Raw genomic sequence first — 13,479 nt, 5'->3', positions numbered from 1 at the left:
AGCATCCCCTCGGCCGTCCATTCCGGCGCCGCGGGTGCGGGCGGCCTGGGCGCGGACATAGCCTCGATCGGCACCGCCTTGCTCCGGAAGACGTAGCCGTCCGCGTGGGCGGCCGAAGCGGCCGCGAGGACTGCGGCGGCGAGGAGGAGTGCCGCTCTCATCGGTCGGTCCCAGCGCCATATTCCAGCGCCGCGAGCGTGGCGTAGAGCCTCGCGCAACGGACGCGGTACTCGGGGTCCACGACGGCCCCTGCCGTCTGCACGTATGTCGCGGCCTCGGCGAGTTCGTCCGCGCTCGCGGTGCCGGAGGCCAGGAGGTCCGCCTGGTACTCGCAGGCGAGCGCGTAGCGCGATCGTGCCGCGTCCTCCAGTTTCGTCAGCATGTCCATGCTCGCTCCTCCTCGTCGGCGACGGGGAAGCCTTAGCCCCGCGGGGCGCGAACGTTCGCAGAACGTATAATCGCGCCCTTAGCAGGGGGCCTCCCGATCCCTTCGAGGGTTGGGCGCCCATTTGCTCCGCGCAAGAAGACGCCTGACGCTTGGACTTGGGCGCTCCGCGTGGGGCGCCTCCGGGCCGCACGAAACCTCGAAAAACTGGCGGGCGGCCTTCCCACGGATCGGAAGACTTTTCCGCTCCGCGATCGGATTCCGCCGGCGGATCGGTCGACCGGCGATGCAGGGAGGACACCGCATGACACTCGATCTCGCCCGGCTCGCGCACGCGACGGCCGCGTTGCGCGAAGCCCAGCGCAAGGACGATACGCGACGCAAGGTGATCGCGGGCGCGGCCCTGCTGGCGGCGGTGCGCGAAGGGGTCGTCCCTGCCGGGACACTGGCGGTCCTGGTCGGGCGAATGTCCGAACGCGACGCGGCGCTCTTCGCCGACGCGATGGCGGTCCCGTCGCACGAGACCGAAGGTACAGACCAGTGACCCCGGCGGACCTCTTCAAGGAGCCGCCGACGACGGACGTGGGGTGGAGGATCGTCACCACGATTCTGCCGACGGGCGACGACGTGACGGCCTTCGCGGTCGTGGTGCGCTACCTGTCGGCGGGCCTCCTGCTCCTCGCCTACGGCTGCCTGGGATACTACATCGTGTCCGCCGTCATGCGCGCGGCCGACCGCGGCGAGGCGCTGTCGGCGCAGCAGTCGGGGCCGGTCGCCATGATCCGGATCGTGATCGGCATCGGTTGCCTCGTGCCGGTCGCGGGCGGTCTCTCGACGGTCCACTACATCCTCCGCGACGGCGTGGCGCGGCCGGGCATCAACATGGCGAACGCGGCGGCCGGCTCCGCTGCGGAACACGTCCTTCGCGACGGGCATCCGCTGTCCCCGATCAGCGCGAACGGTCGCGATGTCGTCCTTGCCGTCGTAGAGTCCGAGGTCTGCGCGAGGGCCTACGCGGCCGCGCGGGCGAACCAGGCGATCGAAGGCGACGGGGCGGCAAAACTGCCCCCGCCGGCCGGAGCGGAGGTCGTCTCGCCGGCTCGCGCATCGTGGTTCCCGTGGGGCGAGGACCAGCCCGCGCGCTTGACGGGATACGCATGGTCGTGGGGGGCCGCGTGCGGGTCCCTCACGCTCTCGACGGCCGAGGGATTCGGCGGCGGCGAGTTCGGCCGGGCACGGCGCCAAGCCGTTGCCGCCGTCGTGTCGGAGGTCAGGTCGATGGACTGGGTCCCCCGCCTCGCGGAGGCCGTTCGCACGGCTTCCGAAACGCATGTCGCCGGGCCGGACGGGGACGCTGCTCTCGGACGCCTTGGCGTCCTTCGCGAGGGCATCGACGCCGCGCTGCGCGAGGCGGGTGACAGGTACGACCGGGGCCTGTCAGCGATCGCCGGGCGGCTCTCGACGGGCGACGACGGAAACATGCGAACGCTCGTGCTCTGGGACATCGAGGAGCGGGGCTGGTACGCCCTCGGCTCGTACTACCGCGTGATGGCGCACGCCTCCCTCGCGTCGGCCGAAGCGGTCGCGGAGCGAGCCGTCCGGACGAAGCCCGATCCCGCCGCGTGGGAATCCCTCGCCGGGCCGGTCGGTACCGCGCTGGCGCTCGTGGACGGCGAGCTACGCCGGGGAACGGCGCTCGCCGCCCTTTCGACAGGCGACACGCTGACGGGCGAGGCGACGGAGGGCGGGAACCTGTTCACGACCCTCATGCAGACCGCCACCGTGCCGCTGACCGACTTCCTCACGGGATACGACGGACCGAGGACCGATCCCATTGGAGACCTCATGTCGCTCGGCGGCGTCCTGATGGTCGCCGGACAGGCCGCATGGGCGCTTTCCCTCGCGGCCTACGGCACCTCGGAGTTCTTCATGGGCGCGGGGCGCGGGGTGATCGACTTCATCATGCTCGCGGGGTGGCCGCTGATCGCCCTTCTGTGGACCGTGGGCGCCGTCTTCGCCTACCTCGTGCCGCTGATCCCGTTCATTTTCATGACTTTCGCCCTCACAGCCTGGGCGTGGGAGGTCGTCAAGACAGCCGTTGCCGTGCCGATCTGGGCATTCCTGCACGTCCGGCTGGACGAGCCAGAGCTCGTGGGGCAGGCGCAGCGTCAGGGATACATATCCCTGCTCGTCGGGGTGCTGCTCCGCCCGATCATCACCGTCGCGGCGTTCATCGCCATGCACATGGTCAACTCGGTGATCCTGAACGCCTTCCTCGCCGGCTACAACGTGGCCTTCAAGGGGGCGCAAGTCGGCAACGCGATCGGCGGCACGGGCGTGCTGATCGCGGTCGCGGTGATGCTCTACGTCGAGTGGACCGTCATCCTGTGGAGCTACCGGATGACGACACAGATGCCCCAGAAGGTCGCCGAGTTCATCGGCTACCAGGCCAGCGCGTGGGGCGACGACGACGCCGGGAACACCGTCGTCGGCAGCGTGGCGGGCGGGTCCCGGCATCTTCCGAAGCCGGGCGGCGGCTCGTCGCCCGGCAAGGGCAACACGGGCGAGGACGCCGGGCAGCACGCGAAGGCCGGCGCCAAGCTCGGGGCGAAGGCGGCGGCAGCCGCTACGGGAGGTCCCGGATCGGGAACCACCGCTTGACGTTCGGCGAAGACGGCGCGAAGGTGCGGCCGTCTCCCCGTTCGACGCGGGAGGGCAAACCAACCGCGGGCATCGCAAGGCCGCCTCGGAAACAGGTCTCCCCAGATGCGGGAGGGATACGAAAAAGGCACCCGCGAAGGGTGCCTTTCGTCTTTCCGGAGGCCGTGTCCCCGTCAGGCGTACAAGAGCTTCCAGATGGCGACGGCAGCGGGCAGCCCGCCGATGATCAGGATGGCGGGCGCGGCCTTCGCGAGCACGATCAGGAAGGCGCGGTTGAGGCGGTGTCCGATGCTGGGCGTCATGTCCGATCTCCTGTTCGTGCCGGCCGCCCCCGGCGGCCGTTCCAGCCTCGCCCAGCGGCATCGCGGCCGGGGGTGGCTGCCTCGCCCGGCACGGGCGACGCTCGCGCTTGGGCATCGGCGCCCGCGGCCGAGCATGCCGTAGAGGCGTTACGGAACGGCGTCCAGGCGATCAGGAATTCGAGGAATTTGGGCTTGTGGGCCGCAGCGCGGCGCTCGCTCTGGGACAGGGTCTGCGCCTCGGCGGTGTAATGCCACGCGGCGAGGCCGCCGACGAGCCACCAGCCGGACTCCATCGCGCGATCGAGGTTGCCCGACCAGAACAGGAGGCCCCCGTATACGAGGGCGGCGGCACCGCCGAGGTAGCCCCCGGCGAGGACGAGACGCCGCGTCCAAGGGCGGCGATGGAGTGCGTTGGTCAACGTGATCGGCAGCAAAGCGGCGGGGCCTCCTAAGGGGTCGTGAGACCAGCGTGAGGCCCCGCCGTTCGGGCGTCCAGGTCAGGTCTCGTCGGCGAGGATGCCCGCCAGTCTCCATGCGACGGTGATGGCCTCGTCGCAACGCCGCCCGAGCGCGAGGTCGTCGTCCGAGGCTCCGGCCTCGTCGCGCAGCTTGAGGTACGCGTCCTCGGCTTCGCGCATCGCCTGCCAGAGCGATTTCCGCAGATCGGAGTACGTGGTCATGAGCATCCTCCTGCGGCGAGCGTCGGATCGCGATGGACGAGCATCCAGGCATCGCGCGCGGCCCGCGTCATCGCGCTCCCGATCGTGTCCTCGATCGCGTCGGCCAGCACCGACTGGTCGCCGCCCGGAACGACGGCCAGACCCTGCTCCACCGTCGCCCGCCAGCCGCTCGTAGTCGGCGCCACCGTGAGGAGCAGCCTCGGCCGCTCGCGGCCGGAGCCGTCGTCGTCCGCGTCGGCCTCGCGCGGGTCGGCGGCACCGACCATCGCGGCGCTCCACTTGCCGCCCGTCTCGTGCGTCCAGCGCGTGAGACGGAGGTCGGTGCGCACCGCAACGCCGAGCATGACGGCGGCAGCCGCCGCATAGACAGGCGCGTGGCCGTAGCGGATCACCAGTGCTTGGCGAATGAGGGCATCGAGCTGGTCGTCGGTCATCACAGCACCCCGTCGAGCAGCCGCGTCCCGACCGGGGTCGTCTCCGGCCTGCCGCTGTGGAGCGACCAGCCGCGGCGGAGGTGCGTGGCGAGGGCGGCCTTCTCGGTCATCGGGGCGCCAGCGGACGCGAGGTCCGCTAGACGTTCGTAGCCGGTCTCCGCCAGCCGGGCGGTCTCGAGGTCGGGCAGCGGCACGGTCCCGGCCTCGGCGCAGGCGCGCTCGTAGCCGGGGCGGTCGATGTAGGTGAGGAGGTCTGCGGGCTTCGTCACTGTGCCGCCTCCTGCTCGCGTTGCTCCCACATCTCGGCCGCGAGGTCCTGCGGCCCCGAGAGGTAACGGCGGTACAGGTCCATCCTCGCCGCGATGTCGTCGGGCCTGCTCACGACCGACACCGTCCCTGGCCGCCCGACGGGCGGGTAGAACATCGCGATCGCCTCGCCGTCGTCCACGCCGAGGTGGACGGTCCAGCCGCGCGGCACGCCGGCGACGTGTTCGACCACGATGCCGGTCATCGTGTGTGGATACGCGTCCGACCAGTAGCGGGCATCCTTGGAACGCATGTTGACGCGCATCCAGTCGGACAGGGTGTCCCACCTGTCCGCATAGGGCGGACGCTGCGTCGTAGCGGAGGACTCCGTTACGACGACGGGTGCAAGAGCGTCGCCTTCCATCACAGCACCGGAGCCGCGGCGGCCGCCGTCGCGGCGGGCGGGATGACCGGCAAGCCCTTGGCAAGCTCGCGGGCCGCCCGGAGCGCCTGCGCGGCGGTGTCGTGGCGCTCGACGGTCATCTCGTCGGCGCCGTCCGTCGCCAGCACCAAGAAGTAGCGGCGGTCGTAGTGGCGGTTTCCGCCGCTGGTCACGTAGTCGCCCCCGAACTCGATAACCTGCCCCGGGCGCACGTCGGACAGGTCCACCGTCGCCCCGCGGGTGTGGAGGAAGGTCCGCTCCATGCGGGCGGCGTTCGGGCCGGACAGGATGGCGCACCAGTTCCTGCCGCGCTTGTGGCGCACGAACGCTGGGTTCTCCATCGCCCCGCCGTCCAGCGGCAGCACCTCCCCAAGGGTCGGCGCCTCTGGGGCGGTCTCCGCCGCGCTGCTCGCGGCCTGCTTGTCGTCCACGTCGGACATCGCATCATCCTTCCAGGTTGCATCGTTGTCAGCGACGGAATTGCCCGCGACCGGGCGGCTCCGTCACCAACCAAGCTGCCTACGAGACGGCCCGACGTCCAGGGCTGGGGACGCAAAGAAATATAATTTAAGATACTGATTTATATGATGAAAACCTTGACAAGGACTCGTTGGAACTGGCCGGAAAGTTGAGCCGGCGAGGTAGGACACGCTGGAAAATCGTACCCCTAAGCAGGGATTCGAACCCTAAAGATCGGAACGATTTTCTCACTCAGACCGCTGGAAGGATCGAGAGGGACGGCTTGACAAGAACCCATGCTAGCAATTTTGGGTTGCAGCTTGGTTTGGTTTGCCAGGCGCTAGGTCTCGCAAGGATTCGAGTGTCGGGGAGATCGGTGAGACCGCGACAGGCGACCGCCCTTCGCGTCAGAACGGCGTTCCGTGCTCCACCCATGTCGTCGCCGACCACGTCGCCGCCTGCTCCTCGCGCGCGAGGCGTTCGCATAGCGCCAGTGCGCCGGACCAGTCGAGCCAGTCACCGCGGCTGTCCCGCACGTCAACGATCTCCTTGAATGCCTTGATCCGGGCACGGCGTTCCGGCATCGCCGGCTCGCGAAGTCCGCTGAACTCCCGGCACACCCGTTCGATCGTATCGGCCGCCGGGCGGCAGTAGCTGCCGTCCTCGTAGATCCACTCCATCGCTTCAGCGGCGGCGACCAACGCCCGGCGCGCCTCCGGCTCGAAGCGCCACGGGCGCGGCAGCCGCTCGGAGAGGATGCGGCGCACGAAGTCGGGGAAGCGCGCGGCGCCGCCCTCCGCGTCGTGGACCGCGCGTTGGTAGGCCCGCGTCACCGGTCGCGTGTCCCGAAGCGGCGTCTGGAGGGAGATGAACTCCCAGAACCTGTGGCCGTAGAGCGACGAACCGCTGGAAGCCCAAAGCACCGCGACCAAGCAACGCACCTCGAGGCTGGTCCAGAACGGCCCGCCGACGATCGGCACTGGAACCGCGGCGACGGCGCGGTGCGGGTCCGCCACCGCGGCCGCGATCCGAGCGGCAGCGGCCTTCTCGGTCCATTGTCGGCCCCGGATCAGGGCAACGTGGTCGCCGTCCGCCACGGCGTGGATGGAAAGCGGGGCGAGGCTCGCGAGCGCGTCGAGGAGGCGCTTGCGTTGCGCGCGGGTCGTCCCCGGCTTGACGGCCTCGCCGGCCTTCGGCCACATGCGCTCGGCGAGGTCCGCGACGCGGACGACGCGCTCGCCGTCGCCGGACAAAACGCTCTCCACGAGGCCGCGAAGCTTCTGGGCGGTCGGGGACAAGGTCGCCGCGACGGCCTCGCGCTTCGGCGTTCCGCGCACGGCCTTCAAGGCCCGCGCGGCCGTCGATCGGCTGATCCCGAGCGTGTCCGCGATCTGCCGCGCGGGGACGGTCTTGCCCGCGTCCTCGCCCATCATCTCGGCCACGACGCGGGTCGCGTGACGGTCGAGGGCGCGGCTCTCGAAGCTGCTCGTAGCGGGCGGGCGCTTCCTGCGCTGGCCGCACTTCTCGACCATGAAGCGCGCGACGCCCGAGGCCGTCGTCCAGAGTTGTGCGTCGGAAAGCTCGTCGCCGTCGGCTCGCCGCTCGCGCCAGCCGCGCAGTTCCGCCTCGCCCCATGCGGCGATGTCATCGGCCCGGCGCTCCGCCTTCGGTACGCGCCCCCATCGCTCGTATGCCTGGCGGCGCAGCCACGCGAACGCCTCTGGCGCGATGCTCATCGATTCTTGACGATCGCGGTCCTGTCGCGCATCATCACCCCCGTAGAAACGACCCAAGACCCGGCCGGGACGGCAATCCCATTGGCCGGGTCGATCGTTTCAGGGTTCGGGCGTATCGCCCTCGCGTCAAGCGCCCAGAAGGGCCGCACCGTCGCTCCGCTCCTCCCGGCCCTTCACGACAGACCCCAGCATGTAATAAGGGCAAAACGGAACGCGCTCGCGAAAGCTGTTGCGCTACAAGGGCTTGCGCCGTTTCCGCTTGTAACGCACGGCCTGCCGAGAATGCGAACGATCGGCGCAAGGGTCCGTTCGCCTGCGACGTGCCAGGGTGTAGGCTCCACGTGACAGGAGCCTCCATGCGCCTCGCCGCCATCCTTCCCGTCGTCGCCCTGCGCGCGCTGTCGTCCACCGCCGCCGTCGCCGGTCCCGAGCTGTCCCGACAGGTCTCGGCCGGTGCCGAACGCGGCGTCGAGCGGTTCGGGGGCATCTACGAGGGCGGGGGGATCAGTGCGGCATCCGATGCTGTCCGGGGCTGCTACAAGTCCCTTAAGCGATCGGCGGCGGGCAGGCTCGCCGAGTGCGCCGCCCTCGACATCGTGTCGGCGAGCGTGGACCAGCAAGCCGTTCATGGCCTCGGGGTGCCGCCCTACGAGTTCTTCTCGGGGACGGGACCCGAGGGACGCATCCTCGCCGGGATCAAAAAGGTCGGCCTGTCGGCGAAGGAGAAGGCAACCTTCGACCGAGCGCTGGAGGCGACGATGGCTTCGGCCGCGGCGGAGTTCATGGCGGAATAGACGTACGGGCGACGGCGGCCGTAACGAATGTCGCCGTTACGGCTCGATCGGCGGCGGGACGCTCTCGGCGGCGCGCTCGGGCGTTCCGTCTGCCCGGACAGGTCAGGGTCGCCGCTCCGTCGTCGAGACGAGGAGCCCGACCGCGGCGAAGGCGACGACCGCCCCGCAGCCGAGGAGCGCCGTGACCAGCAGACCGCCGCCGACCCCCATCCAGTCCGTCGCCAAGGCGAAGGCGAACGGCGCCGCCGAGCCGACGATCAGCCGAATGGACGTGATGCGCCCCTGCAACGCGCCGTAGCCTTCGGGGCCGAAGAGCGCGAGCGGCAGGGTGCCCCCGACAATGCTGTAGAGGCCATTGCCGAGGCCGAACAGAGCGGCGAAGACGGTGGCCCCCGCGATGGATGGCGCGGTGGCCGCGAGGAGGACCAGGGAGGCGGGCAGCAGGCCTGCGGAGATCACCGCGAGCGCCAGCGGGGACAGGTCCCGCCCGAACACCATGAGGGTGAAGCGGCCCGCGACCTGCGCCGGCCCGAACACGGCGCTGACCATGACGCCCGCGAGCCCCAGCCCGAGCGCCGACAGGATCGGCAGCATGTGGACCAGCACGGACGAGACCACGAGGCTCTGGAAGGCGAAGGCGACGCCCATCAGGAGGAAGGCCCGGGACCGAAGGGACGGCGGCACGAGGCCCCTCGCCGGGGCGACGGGGGCGACGCGGGCAACGGGTTCAGCCCCGGTCGCCGGGAGCGCCGAGGCCTTCGGCCGGCGGTCCAGCCACAGGTGGATGGGCAGGCAGACCGAGAGGTTCATGGCCGCGAAGACGAAGTAGACGTCGCGCCACGACATCGTCTCGTGAAGCCACGTCGTCAGGGGCCAGAACAGGGTCGAGGCGAACCCGGCGATTAGGGTTAGGTACAGGATGCTCCGTTGTGCCGTCCCCGGGTGACGTTGGACCAAGAGGGGAAAGGCGGCCCCGTACTGGACGAAGGTCGATGTGACCTCGATCGCGACGAGCGCGAGGACGAAGGAGGGGGCGGCCGGAGCGAGGGCGGCGGCGACCAGCGCAACGGCGGCCGCGACGGACCCCGCGGCCATGACCCGACCGGCGCCGAAGCGGTCGAGCCAGCGCCCCGTCCAGGGGGCGACCAGTCCGCCCGCGAGCAGCGCGGCCGAGAGGGCGCCGAACACCCACTCGGTCGGCCACCCGATGTCCCGCGCCATCGCAGGGGCAAGGATGCCGAAGCTGTAGTAGAGGGTCCCGTAGCCGACGATCTGGCTGACCCCAAGGGCGGCGATCTCCGCCCAGGTGCCTCGCATGCTGCTCACCGCGACGACACGATCGGGAGCCACACCCAGAGGGCGACGAGCGTCGCCAGCAGGACGGGCGGGGTGAGGACGAAGCCGACCCGCATGTACTGGCCCCAGGTGATCCGCTGCCCTTTGCCCGCGAGGACGTGGAGCCACAGGAGGGTTGCCAGCGAGCCGATCGGTGTGAACTTCGGCCCGAGGTCGTTGCCGATGACGTTGGCGTAGACCATGAGCTCGCGGGTGAGCGGCGCCACGTCCGCCCGGTCGATGGCGAGCGCCCCGACAAGCGTGGCGGGCATGTTGTTCATGACGGAGGCGAGCGCCGCCACCACGAAGCCCGTACCGACGGTGGCGGCGAACGTGCCTTGGGTCGCAAGCCATCGCAGGACGCCTGCCGCGATGTCGGTCAGCCCGGCGTTCCCAAGACCGTAGACGACGAGGTACATGCCGATCGAGAACAGGACGATCTGCCACGGCGCCTCGCGCAGGACGTTCGGCAGGTCGACCACCGCACCGCGCCCACTGGTGAACCACCGTCCCGCGACCGCCATGAGGACGAGGGCGGCGGCACCTGTGACGAAGGCTATTGGCACGCCGAGCGGCCCCGTCACGAAGTAGGCGACGAGCAGGAGCTCGAGAAGCGGGAACGCGGCGTGGAAGACGGCCGGGTCGCGGATCGCGCTGCCGGGGGCTTCGAGCCGACCCACGTCGTAGGTCGCCGGGATGTCCTTCCGGAAGTACGCCCACAGGACGAGGAGCGTGGCCGCTAGCGAGACGAGGTTCACCGGCACCATGACCGCGGCGTAGCGGCCGAAGGACACGTCGAAGAAGTTCGCGGTGACGATGTTCACGAGGTTCGACACGACGAGTGGCAGGCTGGTCGTGTCGGCGACGAACCCGCAGGCGACGACGAAGGCGAGCGCCCCGGCGGGCGGGAACTCGAGGCGCAGGAGGATGGCGAGCACGATCGGGGTGAGGAGCAGCGCCGCCCCGTCGTTGGCGAACACGGCGGCGATGGCCGCGCCCAGAAGGACGACGAGCGGGAACAGCCGCCGCCCGTTGCCTCCGCCCCAGCGGGCGACGTGGAGCGCGGCCCAGGCGAAGAACCCGGCCTCGTCGAGGACGAGCGAGATGACGATCAGCGCGACGAAGGTGAAGGTTGCGTCCCAGACGATCTCCCAGACCGTCCCGACGTCGCCCCAGCCGACGACGCCGGTCGCCAACGCGACCGCGGCGCCCGCGAGCGCCGACCATCCGATGCCGAGGCCCCGGGGCTGCCAGATGACGAGAACGAGGGTGGCGACGAAGATCGCGAGGGCGAGCATGGACGGTCCGGGGACAAGAGGATCAGAAGGTGGGCTGGTTCACGCGCTCGGACAGCTTCTCGGCGCTCTCGACCCGCTCGGAGTAGCGATCCGTCAGATAGTCCGAGCGACCGCGCACGAGGTGGGTGAACTTCACCAGTTCCTCGCAGACATCGACGACGCGGCTGAGATAAGCGGACGGCTTCATGCGTCCCGCCTCGTCGAACTCGAGGAACGCCTTCGGGACCGACGACTGGTTCGGGATCGTCACCATGCGCATCCAGCGGCCGAGGATGCGCATCTGGTTCACGGCGTTGAAGGACTGCGAACCGCCCGACACCTCCATGACGGCCAGCGTCTTGCCCTGCGTCGGACGCTTGGCGCCGAGGGCCAGCGGGATCCAGTCGATCTGCGCCTTCATGATCCCGGTCATGGCGCCGTGGCGCTCCGGGCTGACCCAGACCATGCCCTCGGACCAGTCGGCGAGGTCGCGCAGCTCCTTGACCTTCGGATGGTCGGGCTCCGCCCCATCCGGGAGTGGCAGGCCACGCGGGTCGAAGGTGCGCACCTCGCAGCCGAACCAGCGAAGCAGGCGACCGGCCTCCTCGGACAGGAGGCGGGAGTAGGACCGCTCGCGGATCGAGCCGTAGAGGACGAGGATGCGCGGCGCGTGCGTCGAGGCGCCGGGGCTGGCGAGCGCGTTCCCGTCGATCGGTCGAAGCTGGTCGATGTCGACGGACGGCAGGTCGAGGGCAACGGGATCCATCATCGTCCGGTCTCCTTCCGCCACAGGACCGCCGAGGCCGAACACAGGCCCATGGCCTGTCGGGTCGCCAGCACCGCGGCAGGTGCCTCCGTCCGTTCGACGCGGCGGAAGCCGAGCGCCGCGAGGAAGGTCCGTTCCCCTGTCGTAAAGGCAAACGCGTCGGCCGCGCCTTGCCCGCGACCACGTTGCATCAGGTCCGCCGTGATCGCGCCGCCCATGCCGCGCCCGCGATGCTCGGGAACGACGGCGATGGATCGCAGGAGGACGGCGGCGCCGAGGGGTTCGAAGCCGCCGATCCCAACGAATTCGCCGCCCTCGGTGGCGTAGCGCAGGAACACCCGGCCGGGCTCGGCCACGTCCTCGGTCGGCAGCCCTGCCGTGGACAGGAGGCCGACGAGACCGGCCGGATCGTTGACTGCGGTCGCGACGAGCGTCGGGATCATGCCCGGGAGCCTCCGACGGTCTCCCCGTCTTCCTTGGTGAAGGTGGCAACGGGGTTGGCGAGGAGCGGCAGCACCTTCTCGGACGGGCGGCAGAGCGCGGCGCCCTTGTCCGTCACGACGATCGGGCGGTTGATCAGGATCGGGTGCGCCATCATCGCGTCGAGGAGGGCATCGTCCGTCAACTTCGGGTCGGCAAGGCCAAGCTCGGTGTAGGGCGTGCCTTTCTCCCGCAGGATGTCCCGCGGCTTCAGGCCCATCCTGTCGAGGAGTTCGGACAGGACCTCCCGGCTCGGCGGGTCCTTCAGGTACTCGATCACCTGCGGATCCTCGCCGGACTGGCGGATCATCTCCAGCGTGTTGCGGGACGTGCCGCAGGCGCGGTTGTGGTAGATCGTGACGGTCACGAGCATTTCTCCGACGGGCATGACGGGGCGAGGAGGTCGGCGTCGAGGTTCCCGCAGATCTCCGGGTTCCCTGAACAGCAATCCTCCGTCAGGAAGGCGAGGAGTTGGCGCATGTCGTCGTAGCTCGCGGCGTAGAGGATTCGCCGGCCGTCCCGCCAGGAGCGCAGGAGCTTGGCGCGTTCCAGCGTCGCGAGGTGAAAGCTCATACGCGTCGGCGGGATACGTAGGGCCTCGGCGATCTCGCCGGATGCCATGCCGTTCGGACCGGCACGAACCAGCATCCGGAAGGCCGCGAGGCGGTCGGCATGAGCGAGGGCGGACAGGGCGGCAACGGCTGAGTCGTCGTTCATCCCTGCGATATTGCAAACATCGTTGTAATGTTCAAGCGTCCGTTCGTCTGGCGCGCGCGTCGGCGACGATCCTGCTGACCGTCGGCTGGGACACCCCATAAAGCCGCGCCATGTCCGCCGCCGTTCGTCGGCCCGAAACGACGCTCTCGACGATCTCGCGACGCTGGGCGGTGGAGAGCTTCCGGCGCCGCCCTCCGACGCGCCCCTCGGCTCGGGCCTGACGGAGACCGGCGGCCGTCCTCTCTCGGATCATGGACCGCTCGAACTCGGCGAACGCCCCGAGCATGTGCGCCATCATGCGGCCGGCGGGGCTCGTGGTGTCGACGGCCTCGGTCAGCGAACGGAAGCCTGCGCCGGCTGCCTCGACCCGCTCCATGACTGTCAGGGCGTCCTTGAGGGACCGCGACAGGCGGTCGAGCTTCCAGACGACCAGCGTGTCGCCGGGCCGCAGGTGATCGAGGAGGCGTTGAAGCTCTGGGCGGTCCCAGCGGCCACCGGACGCGACTTCCTCGAACACTCGCTCGCATCCGGCATCGCGCAGGGCGCGGGCCTGGGCGGTGGTGGACTGGTCGTCGACGGTGGACACGCGAGCGTAGCCGAGGAGCATGGGACGGGAAGCCTTTCGCAAACGGCCGTTTTCGGATGCGATCGGCAGGGTGCGGTCGCGTCGAGGGTTGGGCCTTTCACAATCCTCTTGCGCTGGATCGGCAAGGCGCAGGGGGTTTCCGGAAGGCGCGACATTCCTCCGGCTACCGAATCGGCCGA

General features: G+C 70.0%; 19 protein-coding genes. 3 read left to right on the top strand and 16 right to left on the bottom strand.

The annotated features are described in order from the left end of the window. Positions 1 to 157 precede the first annotated feature (157 nt). Complete coding sequence (locus tag AUL36_RS19100) at positions 158 to 382, bottom strand: hypothetical protein (RefSeq protein WP_156418481.1); 225 nt, start codon at positions 380 to 382, stop codon at positions 158 to 160. A gap of 307 nt (positions 383 to 689) precedes the next feature. On the opposite strand from AUL36_RS19100, the gene AUL36_RS19095 reads away from it, so the two are divergent. Together AUL36_RS19095 and AUL36_RS19090 are read left to right on the top strand one after the other, a co-directional pair. Further along, a complete protein-coding gene (locus tag AUL36_RS19095) occupies positions 690 to 929 on the top strand; it encodes a hypothetical protein (protein ID WP_062223295.1) in 240 nt (79 codons plus the stop codon). Continuing rightward, entirely contained in the window at positions 926 to 3,046 is a 2,121-nt protein-coding gene (locus AUL36_RS19090) for a DotA/TraY family protein (RefSeq protein ID WP_062223293.1), read from the top strand. Before AUL36_RS19095 ends, AUL36_RS19090 begins: the two co-directional genes overlap by 4 nt. A gap of 173 nt (positions 3,047 to 3,219) precedes the next feature. Here AUL36_RS19090 and AUL36_RS24890 read toward each other — a convergent pair whose 3' ends face one another. The 8 genes from AUL36_RS24890 to AUL36_RS19055 all read right to left on the bottom strand — a co-directional run bounded on the left by AUL36_RS24890 (position 3,220) and on the right by AUL36_RS19055 (position 7,345). Then, positions 3,220 to 3,348, bottom strand: a complete 129-nt coding sequence (locus AUL36_RS24890; protein WP_280138000.1) for a hypothetical protein — start codon at positions 3,346 to 3,348, stop codon at positions 3,220 to 3,222. After that, positions 3,345 to 3,767, bottom strand: coding sequence for a hypothetical protein (locus AUL36_RS19085; protein ID WP_210168871.1), 423 nt, complete (start codon positions 3,765 to 3,767; stop codon positions 3,345 to 3,347). Before AUL36_RS19085 ends, AUL36_RS24890 begins: the two co-directional genes overlap by 4 nt. 78 nt (positions 3,768 to 3,845) lie before the next feature. Then, positions 3,846 to 4,028, bottom strand: a complete 183-nt coding sequence (locus AUL36_RS19080) for a hypothetical protein (protein WP_062223289.1) — start codon at positions 4,026 to 4,028, stop codon at positions 3,846 to 3,848. Next, positions 4,025 to 4,462 carry a hypothetical protein gene (locus tag AUL36_RS19075; protein WP_062223287.1) on the bottom strand — a complete coding sequence of 146 codons (438 nt, stop codon included), beginning with the start codon at positions 4,460 to 4,462 and terminating at the stop codon, positions 4,025 to 4,027. Before AUL36_RS19075 ends, AUL36_RS19080 begins: the two co-directional genes overlap by 4 nt. Beyond that, on the bottom strand, positions 4,462 to 4,731 hold the full coding sequence (locus AUL36_RS19070; RefSeq protein ID WP_062223285.1) for a hypothetical protein: 270 nt from the start codon (positions 4,729 to 4,731) through the stop codon (positions 4,462 to 4,464). Before AUL36_RS19070 ends, AUL36_RS19075 begins: the two co-directional genes overlap by 1 nt. After that, positions 4,728 to 5,021 carry a hypothetical protein gene (locus AUL36_RS19065; protein WP_156418479.1) on the bottom strand — a complete coding sequence of 98 codons (294 nt, stop codon included), beginning with the start codon at positions 5,019 to 5,021 and terminating at the stop codon, positions 4,728 to 4,730. The genes AUL36_RS19070 and AUL36_RS19065 overlap by 4 nt, the downstream gene beginning before the upstream one ends. Positions 5,022 to 5,131: 110 nt before the next feature. Continuing rightward, entirely contained in the window at positions 5,132 to 5,590 is a 459-nt protein-coding gene (locus AUL36_RS19060; protein ID WP_062223281.1) for a hypothetical protein, read from the bottom strand. A 426-nt stretch (positions 5,591 to 6,016) separates the two neighbouring features. Continuing rightward, positions 6,017 to 7,345, bottom strand: a complete 1,329-nt coding sequence (locus tag AUL36_RS19055) for a hypothetical protein (protein WP_062223279.1) — start codon at positions 7,343 to 7,345, stop codon at positions 6,017 to 6,019. A 356-nt stretch (positions 7,346 to 7,701) separates the two neighbouring features. Here AUL36_RS19055 and AUL36_RS19050 point away from each other — a divergent pair, with 356 nt between their 5' ends. Further along, on the top strand, positions 7,702 to 8,139 hold the full coding sequence (locus tag AUL36_RS19050; RefSeq protein WP_062223277.1) for a hypothetical protein: 438 nt from the start codon (positions 7,702 to 7,704) through the stop codon (positions 8,137 to 8,139). Positions 8,140 to 8,241: 102 nt separating this feature from the next. Here AUL36_RS19050 and arsK read toward each other — a convergent pair whose 3' ends face one another. The 7 genes from arsK to AUL36_RS19015 are packed head-to-tail and all read right to left on the bottom strand — an operon-like array spanning position 8,242 to position 13,321. Continuing rightward, positions 8,242 to 9,456, bottom strand: coding sequence for an arsenite efflux MFS transporter ArsK (arsK, locus tag AUL36_RS19045; RefSeq protein ID WP_202814767.1), 1,215 nt, complete (start codon positions 9,454 to 9,456; stop codon positions 8,242 to 8,244). Positions 9,457 to 9,461: 5 nt separating this feature from the next. After that, positions 9,462 to 10,772, bottom strand: coding sequence for an arsenic transporter (locus tag AUL36_RS19040; RefSeq protein ID WP_062223273.1), 1,311 nt, complete (start codon positions 10,770 to 10,772; stop codon positions 9,462 to 9,464). A gap of 22 nt (positions 10,773 to 10,794) precedes the next feature. Then, positions 10,795 to 11,520 carry an arsenical resistance protein ArsH gene (arsH, locus tag AUL36_RS19035; RefSeq protein WP_062223271.1) on the bottom strand — a complete coding sequence of 242 codons (726 nt, stop codon included), beginning with the start codon at positions 11,518 to 11,520 and terminating at the stop codon, positions 10,795 to 10,797. After that, positions 11,517 to 11,960: a GNAT family N-acetyltransferase gene (locus AUL36_RS19030; RefSeq protein ID WP_062223268.1), complete on the bottom strand. Its 444-nt coding sequence runs from the start codon at positions 11,958 to 11,960 to the stop codon at positions 11,517 to 11,519. Before AUL36_RS19030 ends, arsH begins: the two co-directional genes overlap by 4 nt. Further along, positions 11,957 to 12,364 (bottom strand): arsenate reductase (glutaredoxin), encoded by a 408-nt coding sequence (gene arsC, locus AUL36_RS19025; RefSeq protein WP_062223309.1) that lies wholly within the window; start codon positions 12,362 to 12,364, stop codon positions 11,957 to 11,959. The genes AUL36_RS19030 and arsC overlap by 4 nt, the downstream gene beginning before the upstream one ends. After that, a complete protein-coding gene (locus AUL36_RS19020; protein ID WP_062223266.1) occupies positions 12,361 to 12,714 on the bottom strand; it encodes an ArsR/SmtB family transcription factor in 354 nt (117 codons plus the stop codon). The genes arsC and AUL36_RS19020 overlap by 4 nt, the downstream gene beginning before the upstream one ends. Before the next feature lie 31 nt (positions 12,715 to 12,745). Continuing rightward, positions 12,746 to 13,321 (bottom strand): recombinase family protein, encoded by a 576-nt coding sequence (locus tag AUL36_RS19015; protein WP_062223265.1) that lies wholly within the window; start codon positions 13,319 to 13,321, stop codon positions 12,746 to 12,748. Between the last annotated feature and the right edge of the window lie 158 nt (positions 13,322 to 13,479).

Source organism: Aureimonas sp. D3 (assembly GCF_001463805.1).
GTDB classification, from domain to species: Bacteria; Pseudomonadota; Alphaproteobacteria; order Rhizobiales; family Rhizobiaceae; genus Aureimonas; species Aureimonas ureilytica_A.
The sequence above is the reverse complement of the archived record's forward strand: the minus strand, read 5'-3'. Positions and strand labels throughout refer to the sequence as shown.

Coding starts and splice junctions, on each gene's coding strand:
- AUL36_RS19100 (WP_156418481.1), bottom strand. CDS start 382: ATGCTGACGAAACTGGAGGACGCGGCACGATCGCGCTACGCGCTCGCC.
- AUL36_RS19095 (WP_062223295.1), top strand. CDS start 690: ATGACACTCGATCTCGCCCGGCTCGCGCACGCGACGGCCGCGTTGCGC.
- AUL36_RS24890 (WP_280138000.1), bottom strand. CDS start 3,348: ATGACGCCCAGCATCGGACACCGCCTCAACCGCGCCTTCCTGATCGTG.
- AUL36_RS19080 (WP_062223289.1), bottom strand. CDS start 4,028: ATGACCACGTACTCCGATCTGCGGAAATCGCTCTGGCAGGCGATGCGC.
- AUL36_RS19075 (WP_062223287.1), bottom strand. CDS start 4,462: ATGACCGACGACCAGCTCGATGCCCTCATTCGCCAAGCACTGGTGATC.
- AUL36_RS19065 (WP_156418479.1), bottom strand. CDS start 5,021: ATGCGTTCCAAGGATGCCCGCTACTGGTCGGACGCGTATCCACACACG.
- AUL36_RS19060 (WP_062223281.1), bottom strand. CDS start 5,590: ATGTCCGACGTGGACGACAAGCAGGCCGCGAGCAGCGCGGCGGAGACC.
- AUL36_RS19055 (WP_062223279.1), bottom strand. CDS start 7,345: ATGAGCATCGCGCCAGAGGCGTTCGCGTGGCTGCGCCGCCAGGCATAC.
- AUL36_RS19050 (WP_062223277.1), top strand. CDS start 7,702: ATGCGCCTCGCCGCCATCCTTCCCGTCGTCGCCCTGCGCGCGCTGTCG.
- arsK (WP_202814767.1), bottom strand. CDS start 9,456: ATGCGAGGCACCTGGGCGGAGATCGCCGCCCTTGGGGTCAGCCAGATC.
- AUL36_RS19040 (WP_062223273.1), bottom strand. CDS start 10,772: ATGCTCGCCCTCGCGATCTTCGTCGCCACCCTCGTTCTCGTCATCTGG.
- arsH (WP_062223271.1), bottom strand. CDS start 11,520: ATGATGGATCCCGTTGCCCTCGACCTGCCGTCCGTCGACATCGACCAG.
- AUL36_RS19030 (WP_062223268.1), bottom strand. CDS start 11,960: ATGATCCCGACGCTCGTCGCGACCGCAGTCAACGATCCGGCCGGTCTC.
- AUL36_RS19020 (WP_062223266.1), bottom strand. CDS start 12,714: ATGAACGACGACTCAGCCGTTGCCGCCCTGTCCGCCCTCGCTCATGCC.
- AUL36_RS19015 (WP_062223265.1), bottom strand. CDS start 13,321: ATGCTCCTCGGCTACGCTCGCGTGTCCACCGTCGACGACCAGTCCACC.